Annotated in this window: 18 protein-coding genes and 1 pseudogene; 8 read left to right on the top strand and 11 right to left on the bottom strand. The window is 41.8% G+C overall.

What is annotated here, in order from left to right:
• Window positions 1–15: 15 nt before the first annotated feature.
• A complete protein-coding gene (locus V7O66_RS03270) occupies window positions 16–447 on the top strand; it encodes a hypothetical protein (RefSeq protein WP_406661547.1) in 432 nt (143 codons plus the stop codon).
• Between the two features lie 146 nt (window positions 448–593).
• On the opposite strand, the pseudogene V7O66_RS03265 reads toward V7O66_RS03270, so the two are convergent.
• From V7O66_RS03265 to V7O66_RS03230, 8 genes and pseudogenes are all read right to left on the bottom strand, one after another.
• A pseudogene (locus V7O66_RS03265) lies at window positions 594–1228 on the bottom strand (formylglycine-generating enzyme family protein).
• 353 nt (window positions 1229–1581) lie between these two features.
• Window positions 1582–1947 carry a hypothetical protein gene (locus tag V7O66_RS03260; RefSeq protein WP_406661546.1) on the bottom strand — a complete coding sequence of 122 codons (366 nt, stop codon included), beginning with the start codon at window positions 1945–1947 and terminating at the stop codon, window positions 1582–1584.
• Window positions 1948–1971: 24 nt separating this feature from the next.
• Window positions 1972–2604: an NTP transferase domain-containing protein gene (locus V7O66_RS03255; RefSeq protein ID WP_406661545.1), complete on the bottom strand. Its 633-nt coding sequence runs from the start codon at window positions 2602–2604 to the stop codon at window positions 1972–1974.
• Window positions 2592–3422, bottom strand: coding sequence for an adenosylcobinamide-GDP ribazoletransferase (gene cobS, locus V7O66_RS03250; protein ID WP_406661544.1), 831 nt, complete (start codon window positions 3420–3422; stop codon window positions 2592–2594). The genes V7O66_RS03255 and cobS overlap by 13 nt, the downstream gene beginning before the upstream one ends.
• Window positions 3423–3449: 27 nt before the next feature.
• Window positions 3450–4010, bottom strand: a complete 561-nt coding sequence (gene cobZ / locus V7O66_RS03245) for an alpha-ribazole phosphatase CobZ (protein WP_406661543.1) — start codon at window positions 4008–4010, stop codon at window positions 3450–3452.
• Window positions 4011–4065: 55 nt separating this feature from the next.
• Entirely contained in the window at window positions 4066–5061 is a 996-nt protein-coding gene (locus V7O66_RS03240; protein WP_406661542.1) for a cobalamin biosynthesis protein, read from the bottom strand.
• Complete coding sequence (gene cobD / locus V7O66_RS03235; protein ID WP_406662558.1) at window positions 5058–6551, bottom strand: threonine-phosphate decarboxylase CobD; 1494 nt, start codon at window positions 6549–6551, stop codon at window positions 5058–5060. Before cobD ends, V7O66_RS03240 begins: the two co-directional genes overlap by 4 nt.
• A 41-nt stretch (window positions 6552–6592) precedes the next feature.
• Complete coding sequence (locus V7O66_RS03230) at window positions 6593–8017, bottom strand: aminotransferase class I/II-fold pyridoxal phosphate-dependent enzyme (protein WP_406661541.1); 1425 nt, start codon at window positions 8015–8017, stop codon at window positions 6593–6595.
• A 265-nt stretch (window positions 8018–8282) separates the two neighbouring features.
• On the opposite strand from V7O66_RS03230, the gene V7O66_RS03225 reads away from it, so the two are divergent.
• The 6 genes from V7O66_RS03225 (at window position 8283) to V7O66_RS03200 (ending at window position 12834) form a co-directional block, all read left to right on the top strand.
• On the top strand, window positions 8283–9041 hold the full coding sequence (locus V7O66_RS03225) for a TIGR00266 family protein (protein WP_406661540.1): 759 nt from the start codon (window positions 8283–8285) through the stop codon (window positions 9039–9041).
• A 32-nt stretch (window positions 9042–9073) separates the two neighbouring features.
• Window positions 9074–9727 (top strand): metallophosphoesterase, encoded by a 654-nt coding sequence (locus V7O66_RS03220; RefSeq protein WP_406661539.1) that lies wholly within the window; start codon window positions 9074–9076, stop codon window positions 9725–9727.
• A 48-nt stretch (window positions 9728–9775) separates the two neighbouring features.
• Window positions 9776–10249 (top strand): hypothetical protein, encoded by a 474-nt coding sequence (locus V7O66_RS03215; RefSeq protein ID WP_406661538.1) that lies wholly within the window; start codon window positions 9776–9778, stop codon window positions 10247–10249.
• Window positions 10250–10294: 45 nt separating this feature from the next.
• The gene (locus V7O66_RS03210; RefSeq protein ID WP_406661537.1) at window positions 10295–11455 is read left to right on the top strand and encodes a tRNA (guanine(10)-N(2))-dimethyltransferase; all 1161 of its coding nucleotides are present in this window, start codon (window positions 10295–10297) and stop codon (window positions 11453–11455) included.
• Between the two features lie 110 nt (window positions 11456–11565).
• The gene (locus V7O66_RS03205) at window positions 11566–12132 is read left to right on the top strand and encodes a MarR family transcriptional regulator (RefSeq protein ID WP_406661536.1); all 567 of its coding nucleotides are present in this window, start codon (window positions 11566–11568) and stop codon (window positions 12130–12132) included.
• 18 nt (window positions 12133–12150) lie between these two features.
• Window positions 12151–12834 carry a DUF2110 family protein gene (locus V7O66_RS03200; protein WP_406661535.1) on the top strand — a complete coding sequence of 228 codons (684 nt, stop codon included), beginning with the start codon at window positions 12151–12153 and terminating at the stop codon, window positions 12832–12834.
• Between the two features lie 5 nt (window positions 12835–12839).
• On the opposite strand, the gene V7O66_RS03195 is transcribed toward V7O66_RS03200, so the two are convergent.
• Window positions 12840–13574, bottom strand: coding sequence for an ArsR family transcriptional regulator (locus V7O66_RS03195; RefSeq protein WP_406661534.1), 735 nt, complete (start codon window positions 13572–13574; stop codon window positions 12840–12842).
• 104 nt (window positions 13575–13678) lie between these two features.
• On the opposite strand from V7O66_RS03195, the gene V7O66_RS03190 reads away from it, so the two are divergent.
• Complete coding sequence (locus V7O66_RS03190) at window positions 13679–14704, top strand: class I SAM-dependent methyltransferase (RefSeq protein WP_406661533.1); 1026 nt, start codon at window positions 13679–13681, stop codon at window positions 14702–14704.
• 17 nt (window positions 14705–14721) lie between these two features.
• Here V7O66_RS03190 and V7O66_RS03185 read toward each other — a convergent pair whose 3' ends face one another.
• Both V7O66_RS03185 and mch read right to left on the bottom strand, forming a co-directional pair.
• The gene (locus V7O66_RS03185) at window positions 14722–15198 is read right to left on the bottom strand and encodes a DUF2124 family protein (RefSeq protein ID WP_406661532.1); all 477 of its coding nucleotides are present in this window, start codon (window positions 15196–15198) and stop codon (window positions 14722–14724) included.
• A 66-nt stretch (window positions 15199–15264) separates the two neighbouring features.
• Window positions 15265–16227: a methenyltetrahydromethanopterin cyclohydrolase gene (mch, locus tag V7O66_RS03180; protein ID WP_406661531.1), complete on the bottom strand. Its 963-nt coding sequence runs from the start codon at window positions 16225–16227 to the stop codon at window positions 15265–15267.
• Between the last annotated feature and the right edge of the window lie 301 nt (window positions 16228–16528).

The following is a 16528-nucleotide window of genomic DNA, read 5'->3' as shown; positions in this document are numbered from 1 at the left end:
AATTGGGGTGAATATATGGTTTCAGATATCAATAGATTATTAAAGGAAATGATGGGTAGCGCAGAGAATGATACGGAAAGAGTATGTACGGCCCTGCTTTTTGAGTGTGCAGCAAAGATAAGCGAGCTTATGGCCCTGCGACCGGATAACTTCGAAAAGGTTGGAGATGAACTATTTGTCTCGATACCCAATATTGAAAGCATTGAATACCAGACAAGTGTGGAACTTGCATACAGGAAGATTAAGCTCGATTCATCAAAAGCACTGGTTGAAAAAATGCTTGAAAACCCCGAACCTTCCTTCTTCAGCAAGAAAGTAGTGGATAAGCTCAAGCAAAAGGGATTCACTCCAGAAGATGTAAAGTCCATGAGAACAAAGGAACTGGAAGAAGAAGGACGTACTCCGGAAGAGATCCATGAATTCCTGGGGCAGAAGATACAAAAATAATTAAAATTCTTTTTTAATTTCTACTTTTTTTGGAAATATTAGAAAGTACAGAGGTATCACTGCATCAACACCAATGATTTGAAAATGAACTTAAAGTACTAAAATAACTATTTAAACTAAATAAAAAATGGAAAAAAGAAAGAAGATCAGACTTCTTTCACAACACGGAAACCAATATACTCTTTTCGGCTTCCTTCTCCAAGATCATCCCTGTTTCCTGAGCGGCAGTTCTCAGCAGCATTCTCCCAGCTGCCTCCACGGTAGACACGACGGTCCACACCGCCTTCCCATATACTGCTGTCAGATGGAGCATTCTGATAGTTGCTGTGGTATTGATCCATGACCCATTCGGCAACATTTCCATGGACATCATAAAGTCCCCAAGCATTCGCTTCTTTCAGACCTACCGGATTGGTCATATCGCCGGAATTCTCATCGAACCATGCATACTGAACAAGCTTGGATTCATCAGAACCAAATGAGAATGCAGTGTTTGTTCCTGCGCGAGCTGCATATTCCCATTCAGCTTGGTTGGGAGCCTGTATTTATCAGTCCCTTCCATCTTGTTCAGTTTTTCCATGAACTTGTTCGCATCAGACCATGAAACCCTTTCCACAGGAAAATCGTCACCCTTGAATCTGGATGGAGTAGTTCCCATGACTTCCTGCCACTGCTCCTGTGTTACCTCATATATCCCTACATAGAGATCATCAGAAACTGTGACCTCATGAACAGGCCTTTCGTCCCTGTCACTATATATTTCACCCTCAGGGGATCCCATCATGAATTTACCGGAGGGAATCTTCACAAATTCCATCCCTATGGAGTTAGTTAGAGTGCTGTCATCAGTCGCATCCACATCTGTATCTTCTTCAGGTACCGGATCAGAACCCTCGATTACTGTTTCATCTGAATCTGTACAGCCACTGGAAAATACGGCAAGTATTAACAAAATGCATAATAACGATATAGTAAATAATTTTCTGGCCAGAATTATGCCCCCTTTAAATTTAAATGATAATCTCATTTAATTGACAAAGTAATTTAAATGCTTTGTCATGTTGCAAAAGCAAAAACAAGCAAACAAACAAACAAAAACAGAAAAGTTAATTTCAAAACAAGTAAGGAGAACGATCATTCCCCTTCAAGAGGTATATTCTGGATATCTTCAAGCAATATATCAGCAAATACCAGTTTCTCAATGGTGCGGGAAACGTACTTCCTGTTCTGATGCTTCTGTATATCCTCATTTGTCCTGAGATCAGAATCCACCTGTACCCTCATAAGTGCAAAGCGGAATACATCCTCGTCTGTAAGCTTAATGTTAAAGAATGCTTCAATGTAATACGGAAGCTTGTGAGGATGGTCTATGACCTCACAAAGATAAAGCAATTCCTCAGGAATATCAAGCAAGACATCTTGCACATCCATTTTACCTGTGAGTAGCTTCAATGTTTCAAGTGAATAGGTCCTGTTTGAAATAGTGACATAACGGTCCATAAAAATCGCCCCTAATCTTGAACTTTACTGCTGTGAGGTCTTTTCAGAAAGCCTTTCAGACAGGATGTCCTTACATTTTTTCAGCTCAGATGCAGTGTTTATATTCAATGCAAGCTCCTCATCATCAAGCACCAGACTGACATAATCCTGTTCATGCCCGACATCTTTGCCATCAAGTATGTTGATCCCTGCAGGAACTATTAATTTACCACTCCAGTTAAACACAGTGTCAGGACGAATTCCCAATCCCTTGCACACGGATATTGGTGTGAAAACAGACATGGCAGGTTTTCCACATTTTTCATACTCGCTAATTATATGTTCGATAAGTTCAGAACTCAGAAGTGGGATATCTGCCATCAGGATAAGCACAGGATCTTCTATCCCGGCACTTTTGACAGCAAAGACCATATCTCCTACATAGTTTCCGCCACCTGTATGGATAACTTTGACCCTGCCTTCGTACAGGGAGTCGATTATTCCCTCAGTACTTGGGGTCGCAGGTGATACGGCAACATAGATCTTACCTATAATTTCAGTCTTTTCCAGGGTGTCAATGACATAGCTAATAAGAGGCTTACCGAGCAATTCAACATTGGGTTTTTCACCCATACCAAGTCGGCTTCCAAAGCCACCTGCCATTATTATAGCGTCCAAAGGAGACCTCCAAGGTCATACTTAAAAGCAAGAGTGATGGCAATAAGAGCAATTATCCTGCCAATCTCATTGGAAGAGCCGATCACATCACCGTTCACTCCCCCAAAGTGTCTTTTACTCACATTGAGCAAGACAAAGGTTGAAACGATCGAAGCAATGAATGCGATAATGCCTATCAAAGCAAAACCGATGTACCAGAAAGCAAGTGCACATGGAACGATTCCCAGAACAAAACCAATAATGTACTTGGGCATTGTGGTATTTGTAACAAGGATAGAACCCAGACCTTCGTGTATGGATTTACCGAATGCAGCAACCGTAAGCATGGATTGTTTGGCACTAACCTCGGCCACGAACACAGACAAGAATACAATGAGTGCCATACTTGTTCCTGAATCTGCGGATGCAACGCTTGCCTCTTCAAAGAGGGATAACAGGGATGAATACAGTGAAAGTATCACTAGGGAGGAAAAAGCAACCCCTCCAATACCAAGTGACATATCCTTGAGAGCCTTTATTTTTTTCTCAAGTGAGCCATGAGCAGTCATTCCATCACCGATATCGGCAATACCGTCAAGATGATTTAGGCCCGTCAGGTAGTAGATGAAAACGATACTTAACACGGCAGCTAACTGGAAAGACATTACGGATATGAGAGCATAGGAAACCACACCCATCATCAGACCAAGCACAATTCCTACTAATATGTGCAAATATGTTCTTTTGAAAAATTCATCAAGCCCTTCCATTGTGATTCCCACAGGAATTGTTGAAAGGAATCCAAAGCTTGATCGAACAGCTAATAAAAACGCATTCATCTGGACATCACGCTACCTTAATTGTTTTTAATTCTCCGATTTCCTTGAAGCTGATCGAGCTGCTTCGGCCATGGCCCTTGTGTACATATTTGCAGATACCCCACCTATGAGTCCGCCAATGACATCATCCATGAAAGGACCCAGAGTAGAAAGCAAACCTGGTTTTTTCTTGTCAAAGCGGACAAACTCGAAAGTTCCCTTGTCGCCACTGATATAGTTTGCAATACTCATCCCAAGAACCTCATCTGCAATAAGGAAAGTAAGGTCCCTTTCATACGAGCTCTTGCTGATATTTGGAAGAGTTCCGGCCTTGCCTTCTCTCTCAAGCAGTATGCCAGAATAAACAAGCATGCAGAGATTTGGATCTGAAAGAGCTATGTCGAGTTCTTCAAGGAACCTTGCCTGTGCAAGTTCTCTTGTTTCGATACCAGGATGAGGTGCATAGAGTTCCATTGCAGAATCTGCAAGCATGTTGACAGTTATTCCTTCATTCTCAAGGATCTCAATAATGTCATGTGTGATTTCACCTTCCAACTCTTCTGCCTGGTCCTTTTTAAGGTTTTTAGATTCAATGTCAGATAACTTCATGCGATCATCCTGGTTATTAAGTTAAGTCAAGTTAAGTTAAATTGAGTTAATCCAATTAGATTAGTATTAGTTTATTAATAGAATAAATAACCACTGAAGAAAACACGACAGCCAAAAAAGAAGCTATCATTATTATCCATGCAGTGAGTTTTATATCTTCTGATGCAGGGAATGGATAGTTTTCCCCCAGTACATAGGTATTTGGTTTTTCAAGTTTGACCCCGAGAGCCCCGGCAACTGATGCCATAGGGAATCCGGAATTTGGTGATGGAGTTTTCAGGCAATCTGAAAAAGCACATTTCAAAGTCCCTGAAGGACTTGGTTTTTTGCCATTCCTTGAAAAAATATTTATAATTAAAGATGCAGCAGCTATAAAGTATATAGATAAGCGAGCAGGTATCCAGTTGAACACATCATCCAGCCTTGCTGAGAACCAACCCATCTCAAGATGTTTTTCATCCTTGTATCCAACCATGGAATCCAGCGTACTGACAGCCTTGAACATGTAAGCTGTTATCAGGCCAAAAGGACCGAACATGGAATAGAACAGAAGTGGTGTCAGTATTCCGTCAACATAGTTCTCGGAAACTGTCTCAATTATGGAAGATGAAACATGACCCTCATCCAGTTTGGAAGTATCTCTGCTAACATACATGGACAGGCCTTTTCTTGCACCATCGAGTCTGCCGGCACCAAGTTCTTTCTGGATCTCACGTGCAGCTTCGAAAAGACAGCGTACCGCAAAGGTTGATTTCAGGAAATATGCCACTACAAGAATGCGTACTATCTTTGGTATCGCTTCGATACTGAAGAACAGGAGTACAATATATGCGATAGACATTGCAAAGGCTATCGTGAAAAGTCCCAGGAAGATCCCATATAATCTCCTGTTCTTTGCAGGTGCCTTTTTCTTCAATCCTGATATCAGCTTCCCCATCCATACAACTGGATGAATGGAAAAGGGAGGTTCATTCAGGACCAGATCGTAAACATACGCTATGAAAAGAATGGTTATAAGGTCTATGACACCTGGTTCTACAGGCAGTATCATAGATATGACTCCATGACCAGCTCCCAGGCTTTCTTAAGGCTTTCTTCGGTCCTTCCTTCTTCCACTAATATGGCAAGGATCTTTTCAACTACCTCAGGTTTGTGGATCATACTACAATAAAGACAGCTCCAGACCTTTCCACCGCTTGAACTGTCGATCCATTGACCGCCGGTGCGTTCATCCTCACATGGATAGAACGGACAGAAACAGAATGTACAATCCTGACCTTCGAAATGACAGGAATAATAATCGCATTCAAGGTTACTACCCATCCTGCCACAATTTGCAGCTTTCTCAATATTCTCCGCAAGCTGGATCTCAGCCTGCTCCCTGCCCCATTCATAGATGACCTGTTTGATGGTGCCTGTTATCTTTTCATTCTCTTCCCGTGTCCTGATGGCGATCCGTATAAATTTATCACCAATTTCCTGGAAAGAGCTGCAATCACGGATCAATACACCATGAGCTGCCATGCGTCCTGCAAGCTCGGTTGAATTCAATGATAATTCGGAAATGTCAACGAATATGTAATTGATACTGCTCTCAATTGGCTTAAAACCCCGGCGGGACAGTTTTTCCATCAGGAAATTCCTTTCTGCCTCTATGAGATCCCTTGATTCTACCAGATAGCGGCTGTCAGCCCCACCTTCCATATTCATCAGGGCAGTTGCCACAGTATCAGCTATGCAGCCAAGGTTCCAGGAAAGCCTGGCGTTATTGAGTATGTTCGCAAAGGAGGTACTTGCAATACCAAATCCCATCCTTATTCCCGGAATGGCAAATGATTTTGTGAGTGAGCGCTGGATGAAGAGATACTCATTCCCTTCCACCATATCCGCAACGCTTTGTGAAGGATCTGCAAGCTCTATGAAAGCCTCATCGACAAAAAGGATAGTCTTGTGCTTTGCACATTTTTCTGCCAGAGTAGAGATCTGCTCCCTGGTCAGGAGTTTTCCTGTGGGATTATTGGGATTGCAGACAAAGATCAGCCGGGCCTCATCAAGCAGGTCGCTGTCAAGATCGAAGATGTCTTCCTGACGTACGTATTTTATGTTTGCACCAAGCACCTTGCACTGGACCTCGTATTCACTGAAGGTAGGCTGGGGAATAAGTACCGTATCTCCGGTGCTTACAGTACATTCAGCAACAAGACGTATTATCTCCGTAGAACCATTACCGGGAATTATATTATCAGCAGTGATACCCAGTCCGACAAATCTTGCAGCTGCCTCTCTGAAATCAATATAGCGATTGTCAGGGTACTGCTCCATTTTTTCAAGTCCCTTGTTTAGCAGGTCCTGAAGGTTCAGTCTTGTATAAGCATGATCAAAGGGAGTTCCATAGGGATTTAGACTTGCACTTGCATCCAGTATCTCATCTTCTGGGATCGAGTATTCCTGGGACACTTTTCTGATCAATCCACCGTGAAAAGCAGGTTTCAGTTTCAGAAGGTGCTCTTTTACCGGGAGGGATGTTTTTTGTTCTGACACGATAATCACAAACTCTCATCAATAGGAATATATTAAATTGTTCAATCGATACATTCGGAGCCGGAATCATCTTCCAGATATGGCTCTATCACTATTTTCCATGCTTTCTTTACGTTCTCGTCCGTATCCCCTTCATTCATCAGGGCTTCGAGTACCTTTTTAGCATTGTGGGCCTGGTGCAATAAATTACAGAATTCACAACTCCAGACCTTCCCGCCTGCAGCACTATCTATCAACTTACCTCCGGTCCTTTCGTCATCACATGGATAGAATGGACAGAAGCAGAAAGTGCAATCCTGTCCGTGGAAATGACATGGATAATAATCACAGTTCTCTCTGCTTGAGGCCGAATCAGCTCCCCCATGCTCGATGGTTTCCTCGAGCTTCTCACGTGCCTCTTCCTTGCTGAATTGGGCATATACTTCATCGATATTATGCAGAAATACATCAAACTCTTCCCGGGGACGGATCGATAATCTGATATATCTGTCATCACCTTCGAAGAAGTCCCTACAGTCACGGATAAATATTCCATGAGCAGCAAAACCTTCGTAAAACTTTGATGAATCCATGAAATGCTCATTCATGTCCACAAGGACATAATTGGCATTACTTTCAATTGGCTTAAAACCATAAAGGAAAGAAAGTTGAGTCATGAGATACTCACGCTCATCCCGAATTGATCTGCGCGAATCCTGTAAGTATCTACTATTGACACCGCCATCCATACCCAGCACAGAAACAGCGATCTGTTCAGTAACAGCCCCGATGTTCCAGGAAAGACGTGCTGAATTCAATACATAGGACATTGCAGGTGATGTTATTCCATATGAGAATCTCACACCTGGAATCGAAAATGTATTTGTGACGGAGCGAATGACAAAGAGATGATCATTATTTATGGCAAAATCAGTAATTGTCTGGGTCGGGTCATCGCATAGCTCGATGAATGATTCGTCAACTATCAATAGTGTCTGATGTTCTGCACACTTTGAGATCAATTCAAGCAGATCACTTCTTGATGTCAATTTACCCGTAGGATTATTTGGATTGGAAAAGAATACAGCTTTTGCATTTTCAAGGGCAGTTGTTGATAATTTAAAGAGTTCTTCAGTCCACAGACGCTGTATTTTGGCACCAAAAGACTCACATATCCGGACATATTCCAGCGGACATGGAACAGGAATTATCACCTCATCGCCTTCATATAAAAGACATTCCATGATCAAACGGAGCAATTCACAAGAACCGTTGCCAGGAATTATGTTTTCCGGTTTTGTCCCATTATCTAAAAAGAGAGCTGCAGCTGCCTTAAGCTCAGTATAACGATTATCAGGATATTGCTCGAGTTTTGACCCCACCTGGTCAAAGACTTCCCCAATTTCAAGGTTACTTTGAGCATGATCAAATGGATTTCCCAGAGGATTTAAACTTTTGCTGAAATCAAGAATATCTGATTCAGACAAATCTAACCCATATGGTATCTGATCAAGCTGGCCACCGTGATTACAAGGAGACAAATCCTTTAGATATTGTTTGAAAGGGTGAGGATTGCTATCTTCAGTCACAATTATCAACACAAGGTATGCACATCAAATATATTAATCTATTCAAGTTGAGTTGTGCTAAGCCCTGAACTCTTTGTTCTTGCATAAAGAGATAAATTCATAAAAGGTAACTATCAATTCAGTACAAGTACTTATAATAAGTTTAGAACCACGAGGGTAAATAATGGCAGACGAAATTGATTTTAAGATTATTGGCAACGATATGCAGATAGTTGAAGTTGAGCTTGACCCCGGAGAGTCCGTCAGGGCTGAGGCTGGTGCTATGATGTACATGGGACCCGGGATCAAGATGGAAACCTCAACTGGCGGCGGATTGCTTAAAGGGTTCAAGAGGGCAATAACAGGAGAAACGTTCTTCATCACCAGTTTCACACACGAAGGAAACGATAAAGGATATGTGGCATTCGGTGCACCATATCCGGGAAAGGTCATCCCCCTTGACCTCGGAGCACTTGGAGGAAGTTTCCTGTGCCAGAAAGACTCATTCCTCTGCGCCGCAAAGGGTACAGAAGTGGATATCGCACTTACCAAAAAGATAGGTGCAGGATTATTCGGAGGAGAGGGATTCATCCTGCAAAGACTCCGCGGTGACGGCATGGCTTTTGTACACGCAGGCGGGACCATAATCAAAAAGGACCTGAAAGCTGGCGAAACCATTAGAGTGGATACGGGATGTATCACAGCATTCTCAGAAAGTGTGAAATACGACATTCAGCTAGCGGGTGGTTTCAAGAATGCACTCTTTGGTGGCGAAGGACTGGTACTTGCAAGCCTGACCGGACCCGGAACAGTTTACTTACAGAGCCTTCCATTCTCACGTCTTGCAGACAGGATCATGGCTGCAGCCAGCCATCAGCAAAGAGGAGAATCAAAAAGTGACGGTGCCCTCGGAGCGATACTTGGCGGTGACAGATCATTCTAAGTGATCATCTTCAAATTATGACAGGTTGGTCCATGAGAATACTCGCAATAGCAGATCCCCACGGAAATTATTCCAGTATCGAAGCAATGCTCAAACAGGCAGGCAAGATCGATGCTGTGATGATAGCAGGCGACATAACCAATTTTGGACCTGATGAAAGGGCGAATGATCTAATAGATATGTTCGAACAACCAGTTCTGGCAGTCCCGGGAAACTGTGATCACACATCCATACTTGAGGTGCTTGACAGCTCTTCGGGCATAAATATGCATAACAACATGGTTACCATAGACCAGATCACCTTTGTGGGAATAGGGGGGTCTAATCCCACACCCTTCTGTACACCTTTTGAGCTGGAAGAAGAAGAAATAAGTGAGAAGATCGACCAGCTTGTTGCCAAAGCCGAAGATACAGGATATCCAATTGTTCTCCTGACACATGCGCCACCTCGTGGTATTCTGGATGATGTTGGAGATGTACATGTGGGATGCCATGCTTTTGCCAATCACCTGGACAAGGTCAAACTGATAGTCTGTGGACACATACACGAAGCAAGAGGCATAATAAAGAATTGTGACACTGTAATCGTCAATCCGGGAATGGCTTCAGGAGGATCTGCCGCCATAATCGAACTTCTGCACTCAAATGGTGAACTGGAGATACATGCCAAACTTATCAAAGTTTGAGAAGAAAGTATTAAAGCATCAAAGTTGTATTTTAATTAAGGTGATATTGTGAAATTAAAGCTGTTTGCTGTACTATTCCTAATAATTGCTCTTCTTGCATCAGGATGTGTGGATGATGGGGAGACGGAAGTTATTGAGGAAAACACTTCTGAAGATATGCAGATGAACGAAACTCCAATGGAAGACAATGACACTTCAATGGATGAAAATGAGACTCCAATGGAAGAAGACGATGATAAACTGGTTATTACTCCTCCTGAAGGAGCAAGAACCTATACCATACGCCTTGAGAATTTCCTCATCCAACCCGGCAACCTGACTATAAACAAAGGAGATACTGTTGTTTGGATCAATTTCAACGACCCTAAGAGAATAGCCATGCTTGTCAGTAATGAAGGTGCTTGGGAAAATACCAGTATTGGATATAGAAATCAATATTCGCATACGTTCAATGAAACAGGCACTTATACATACAAAGCCCTAGGCCTGTCTTTCAAAGAAGCAACTATAATTGTTAAATGAAAGGAACCATTATCGTTAAATAAAAAGTTATCTTCTGAGAAGCGGATGAATATCAGAACCGTAAAAGAAGGTGAAACCGAGATCCTTGTTCCTGTGCATGTGGAAGGTGTATCCTTTCCCCCTTCTGCAGCCCCTGTTTTTTATAATCCCGTCATGGAACTCAACCGTGATATTTCCGTGGCTGCGACATCTGTTTTTGTCAAACGTCTTTCTGAAAAATACGAGAGAGAAATCTCTGACATCACTTACGTTGATGCACTTTCAGCTTCCGGCATCAGGGGATTGCGCATAGCCAATGAGGTAGGAGTCAGCACAACTCTCAATGACTGGAGTGAGGAAGCTTACAATCTCATTTTAGATAATATAGATAACCTCAATCTGGAAAACGCAAAGGGAAGCTGCAAAAATGCAAATCTGCTACTGTACGAGAGCAGGTACAATATTGTTGATCTTGACCCTTTTGGAACACCTGCGCCTTTTTTAGCTGCAGCAGCCCGTTCTGCAGTCAACATGCTGGAAGTCACAGCAACTGACACTGCACCACTTTGTGGCGCACATCTTAATTCAGGCATACGCAAGTATGCAGCAATACCCTTCAATAACGAGTACCACAGTGAGATGGGAGTTCGCATCCTTCTGGGAAAAGTTGCAAGAGAACTATCAGTTCATGATAAGGCAATGACACCTTTATTGTCACATGCCACCAGGCATTATGTCCGCAGTTACCTTGAAATTAATAAGGGTGCGAAAAGAGCAGACAAAATGCTTCAACAATTAGGTTATATCTCACACTGTCCGGTCTGCGGACACAGAGAAACGCATCCGGGTATTGTAGCCCATATTCAAAAGTCATGTTCAATGTGTGACTCCGATACTATGACTGCAGGCCCCCTCTGGCTTGGACAATTACACGATCCAGGCTTCTGTCAGGAAGTTATTGAAGAGATAGAAGGTCGTGAGCTTGGTACGAGGGAACATGCCATAAAAATAATAGAACTTTGCATGAATGAATTAAACATTCCTACATTTTATGACCAGCACCTCATATGCAAAAAACTTGGCCTTTCTGCCTCCCTCATCAATGTTCTTGTCGATGCGCTGAAAGACAATGGTTTTGCGGCATCCAGGACACATTTCAGTGGAACTTCGTTCAAAACTGATGCGAATATAAGCGATATTGAAAAAATAATATTGGATATCCGATAGAAATATATACTATTTTATTATATTGATATATAGATTTATATATAACCATTTATCTAATATTGTTTTAATAATATAGTTAGCTCCACGCTATAAAACGAAGAGGACATTTAATGACAAAAGAGTATGCGGAACAACTTTTTTTACAGGAAAAACCTGCCCTTGCACTTCTTGCCATATGGTCATTACAGAAAACTTATGCATCCATAATTACCAAGGAAATCAATTCTACTTTTGCACATACCACTAAAATTCTCACAAAAATGGAAGAACACGGACTTGTAAAGTTCTCACTTGAAGGCCGTGTGAAGTACGTCGAATTAACCGAACATGGTTACAAGGTTGTAGAAGCTTTAAAGGCTCTTATCATTGCACTGGAAGGGGATCTGCCTGAAAATGATGATGAGAGCAAAATTGCAGACGAAAAGATGGAAGATGTGGAAAGTGAGAAAGCAAACATTGTGGAAAAAGTAGATAAACTACATGACAGGATCAGCTCAATATACGAAGATAATGCTGATGTTGATGCGGAGACCATCAAACGGAAGATTGGACCATTCAGTCGCGATATCCAATTATTGCTCAATTCAATTGAAGATTCGGGGAATATTCTTGAAGATTCAGTACTTGACAAATTTACTGAGATACAGGGAATATTCGATAGTGTTATGAACCAATAGTTATTATCCTGTGGTACAATGGTCAAAACACAATTAGCGATTAAGATATATGGCAGCAGAGAGCGTGCAATCCATTCTGCCAAGGTTCTGATGGACAACGAACTTAAGGAACTTGATGCTGAATCTGAAATATCGGTCTCAGAAAATGACTGGCTTTCAGTTGAAATTACCGGTGAGGATGATGAATTTGCATCCAATTTCCTTGCACAGAAGTACGGAAGACCGACAAGAATGATAAAGAACGGTAGTGTCCACAAGGGTTTTATTCATAAAATAGACAAGGACATGCTACAAGTTGATATTGGTACGATAATAAACATACCAAAGGAGAATCTTAACTTTTTCGGAGCTGGTGACGCCCAACAGATAGCAGCACGTTTTGGGATCATACAGCAGCTTCCTGTAGAAATTGAAATATCTGATGCATCAAAAGCTGAAGGAAGATTTACTAAAGTGCAGGCTGATAAACTGTGGGCATGGAAAAAATCAGGCCTTGACCACGTTGTTGCCAATTCAGTGACTCGCTCAGAGCTTAAAGCAGCCATTAAGAAAACAGGACATTCAAGAGACATTTATGGAATTGAGCGTCTTGGGCTGATGGAACATGTTATCACGTGTCGTGAAAAAACCGATGGACCAGGTATTGTCGCTGCAATTGGAAAATACCTTAAAGGAGAGTTGGGAGTTATTAAAGCAGCCTGACCCCTTTATTTCATTATAAAGATACAGGAATCACAATCGTTTCCACAAGTTTCAACTATCTGCATATTACGTTCGTCACCGAACTTATCACGGAAAACACCTTCAAAAACTCCCTGTGCAAAAGAGCATAGGGACTTACTATCAACAGGGATGGACCTGCAATCAAAAAAGTTGTGAACGGCGATAGTCAGTGGGTCTGTCCCAATCACTGTGAATCTGCCAATCTCGTTATCTTCCCAGAATTTCATCATTTCTTCAAATAAAGCATTCTGTTCTGTCGAAACCAGATTCTTTGAAAGACTTTTTCCAACATCCCTTCCAATGTTACGCATGATGGGGTCACAATTTATACCATTGGCGCGAAAACCATATTGAACCGCATGAAAAACACATTTGATGCATCCATATTTCCCCATTTCCCCGGAAGACATCACATCCAGCATCTCCAGATAGTTTCTGACCCCAGGTTCCTGGGAACAGGCTACATACTGGCATGTTAAAGAATAGATCTTCTTACGCTTATCATTGGAATCTACCCTTTCTTCAAGAAGGTTAGAGGACTTCAGATCCTTAAGATGAACAGAAATAGTAGCTTTTGCTTTTTCAGTATGTTTCACAATTTCATCAAACGATCTGGGACCGGGTTTGAGGAATTCCAGTATCTTGACCTTGACAGGACCATTTAATGCGATAAAGCCCTCATCGGTGGAAAAAATTGCGGTACTATCTCCGTTATTCATGCACTACTTAATTAAAAAACAACGTATATAAATGTTCGCTGGACAGCGAATGAATAGCTCGCAATACAACAAAAACATAAAGAATAAAACTGTAAACAACTCAAATGATGAATATGGAAAAAGCTGTTGTCACACCAATCAGTGAAGCAGAAAAAATGAGGAAAGAACTTCGGGAAAAAGGATATCTTGACCTTGAAAGAAAGATCAGGACAATCAATATAGACGGAAATGATTTCCTCGAAATACCGGTTACATCTGATATCGAAGGTATGAATATAATTGAGCAGCAAGATCCCCAGTATTACAGAAAATGGAAGTCCCTGGGGGAAAGGATAGATGATGATTTGCAAGAACCATATTCAGGACCCATACCTTCCGGGTGGCAAATACTTGGAGATATCATTGTTGTTAGCATTGATGAAAAGTCCGAAGACATCAAGAATCTGATCGCAAAGAAACTGCTTGAAATGTACCCACAGTGTAATACGGTTGTACGTGACCTAGGAATAGAAGGGCAGTTCAGACAACCAAAAAGGGAGATCATAGCAGGTTCACAGACCGAAACGATCCACAAGGAGAATAGCTGCCTCTTCAAGCTTGACGTTACAAAAGTGATGTTCTCAAAGGGTAATCTTTACGAGAAGAAACTCATGAGCAATATCGGTTCAGATGAAGTCATTGTCGATATGTTTGCAGGAATTGGATATTTTTCGATACCTATTGCAGTACATGCGAAGCCTGAAAAAATATATTCAATAGAATTAAATCCCGAATCTTACGCATACCTTGTGGAAAATGTCAGGCTCAATAAACTTAGTGACACTGTTGAGGCACTGAATGGGGATTGTACATTCCTCACCCCAAAAGGTATTGCAGACAGAGTATTAATGGGCTATGTTGGAACTACACACCATTATCTCAAGCAAGGAATAAGAGCACTCAAACCCGGCGGAGGAATGCTTCATTATCACGAGACAACTCCTGAGAAGCTGCTATTTGATAGGCCGTTATCCAGAATAAAAAATGCAGCCGTGAAAGAAGGAAAAAAAGTAGAAATAAAAGAATGCCGCAAGGTAAAGAAATATTCACCTGGTGTCTGGCATGTTGTCATTGATGCGTGGATATACTAAAAAAGAGCTGGAGATTTTCAGATCTCTTTTAGCTCGTTTGTCAGGTCTGAATCAATGACATAATCAAAATTAATTGCATCAAGCCATTCCTCATTCAACAGCATTGACTGGAAACAAACGCCCATTATCAATTTTGTGTCAGAACCATTGAGTACTTCTTCAACAGTCTCTTTCATTATTTTAGGCTCAACGCCTATCTTTGGCATTGAAAGCCCTCCAAGAAGAACCACAGTATCTGCTTTTACAGATGAAACTGCATCACCTAACTGCATCCCATTTTCAGTTGGAACTATCAGTTTTGCTGCATCCAGGCGATTTCCCGGAACAAATATTAATTCCTTATCAGTGTTGCGTAACACAAACGCCAGTAGTTCTGCAAAGGGAGTACAGAAACCTGCCGAACCAAAGAATACGATTCTCTGAGAATCGGTGACAAGTTTTCTAAAATCATTTAACTGTCCACCAATACCCTTTGAAGTATTTACTACTTCCATCTAAGCACCTCTGAAAAAATAGATCAGTACAACCAGAGGTTGTACTTTATTCAAAAAATAATAAGATTATACTTCCTTTGCACCAAAGGACTCAAGCAGGATACCCGTATTGATCCTTCCGCTTGTGTATGTCTTCTGGTCTGCCAGGTTGTTTACAGTGATCTTTGCTGGTGCAAACATTCCTGCATCTACCTTGAAGAAGTCAAATTCTGCTTCCTTGAAGGTTGTGTAGAATGGCTTACCGTAATCCCTGGATGTTGTGGATGGTACCTTGCTAACAAATTCTGCAAGCTTTTCTGAGTCTTCATAGTTCACTGTGTAGTATGTCTCACCACAGTAAATGACACAGTCGTTAGTAGAGCCCATGCACTTTGTATCGTCGCCCACAATTGGCGCAATTGGTGCAATACCAAATCCGCTCTGGATAGTGTTGATGTCAAATCCAATGGATTCGAGCTTGTGAATTCCAGTCTCAACCACACGAGCTGATATCTGGACACTACCTGCAATGGAAGCGGTTGGTGCAACAGCAATGTAAACATTTTCAGGATCAACACTGCAGTGTTTTGCAATATAATCCACTACTTCCACATTTGGTATCTCGCCAGATTCCATAACAAGTACTGCTGCATCGAAATCGTCCTTGTAGCCGATCTCTTCATAGAGCTCTTTTGGTTTAAGACCAAGTGCCCTTGCAGGACCTGAGCCCATTCCGAAGTATTTACCTACTGAGATTCTCCAGCCTGCATACTGTGAAGCCATACATGCAATGGTTGGATGATCAGTAGCTACCTGAACAGCAGGCACTGGTAATCCGTCAAGATTGAATTTTGTATAACTTACATCTGCAAGATCTGCAAGACAGAGGCGTGAAAGATAAATACCTGCGTCATAGCCACCTTCCATGTTGACACCACAGTCAATGACCGTAGCACCATTCTCAAGCTCGATGGATTTAACTTTGAGTTCTTCTTCCCAGTCGAGCATCTCATCAATAATTGCGAGTCCCTTTTCGTTGACACTTATCACGTTATCACCCTTATACGTCGATGGCTGTCATTAGGCAGATTGGCATATATAGGTTTCGAAAATCACCATGGATTCTACCCGGTTATTGAGCTTTTATGAGAGTCAACCAGAAAACACTACCCTTACCTTCAGGATTATCGACAACTCCTACCCCCCACTATGAAGATCCATAGTACGTTTTGCGACAGCAAACCCTATACCCCAACCACGTACATTTTTCTTATCGAAGCAGGTAGGTATCTTTTTTTCAAGTCCAAACTTGTTAACAGGCTTTTTGAGAAGATCATCGCTCCGAATTCGA

Source organism: Methanolobus sp. ZRKC3 (assembly GCF_045291275.1).
Taxonomy (GTDB): Archaea; Halobacteriota; Methanosarcinia; order Methanosarcinales; family Methanosarcinaceae; genus Methanolobus.
This window is presented reverse-complemented; position numbering and strand designations above follow the sequence as displayed.

What these genes read in the sequence shown, in the direction of transcription:
- V7O66_RS03270 (WP_406661547.1), top strand. Translation starts at nt 16, where the DNA reads ATGGTTTCAGATATCAATAGATTATTAAAGGAAATGATGGGTAGCGCA.
- V7O66_RS03260 (WP_406661546.1), bottom strand. Translation starts at nt 1,947, where the DNA reads ATGGACCGTTATGTCACTATTTCAAACAGGACCTATTCACTTGAAACA.
- cobS (WP_406661544.1), bottom strand. Translation starts at nt 3,422, where the DNA reads ATGAATGCGTTTTTATTAGCTGTTCGATCAAGCTTTGGATTCCTTTCA.
- cobZ (WP_406661543.1), bottom strand. Translation starts at nt 4,010, where the DNA reads ATGAAGTTATCTGACATTGAATCTAAAAACCTTAAAAAGGACCAGGCA.
- V7O66_RS03240 (WP_406661542.1), bottom strand. Translation starts at nt 5,061, where the DNA reads ATGATACTGCCTGTAGAACCAGGTGTCATAGACCTTATAACCATTCTT.
- V7O66_RS03225 (WP_406661540.1), top strand. Translation starts at nt 8,283, where the DNA reads ATGGCAGACGAAATTGATTTTAAGATTATTGGCAACGATATGCAGATA.
- V7O66_RS03220 (WP_406661539.1), top strand. Translation starts at nt 9,074, where the DNA reads ATGAGAATACTCGCAATAGCAGATCCCCACGGAAATTATTCCAGTATC.
- V7O66_RS03210 (WP_406661537.1), top strand. Translation starts at nt 10,295, where the DNA reads ATGAATATCAGAACCGTAAAAGAAGGTGAAACCGAGATCCTTGTTCCT.
- V7O66_RS03205 (WP_406661536.1), top strand. Translation starts at nt 11,566, where the DNA reads ATGACAAAAGAGTATGCGGAACAACTTTTTTTACAGGAAAAACCTGCC.
- V7O66_RS03200 (WP_406661535.1), top strand. Translation starts at nt 12,151, where the DNA reads ATGGTCAAAACACAATTAGCGATTAAGATATATGGCAGCAGAGAGCGT.
- V7O66_RS03195 (WP_406661534.1), bottom strand. Translation starts at nt 13,574, where the DNA reads ATGAATAACGGAGATAGTACCGCAATTTTTTCCACCGATGAGGGCTTT.
- V7O66_RS03190 (WP_406661533.1), top strand. Translation starts at nt 13,679, where the DNA reads ATGATGAATATGGAAAAAGCTGTTGTCACACCAATCAGTGAAGCAGAA.
- V7O66_RS03185 (WP_406661532.1), bottom strand. Translation starts at nt 15,198, where the DNA reads ATGGAAGTAGTAAATACTTCAAAGGGTATTGGTGGACAGTTAAATGAT.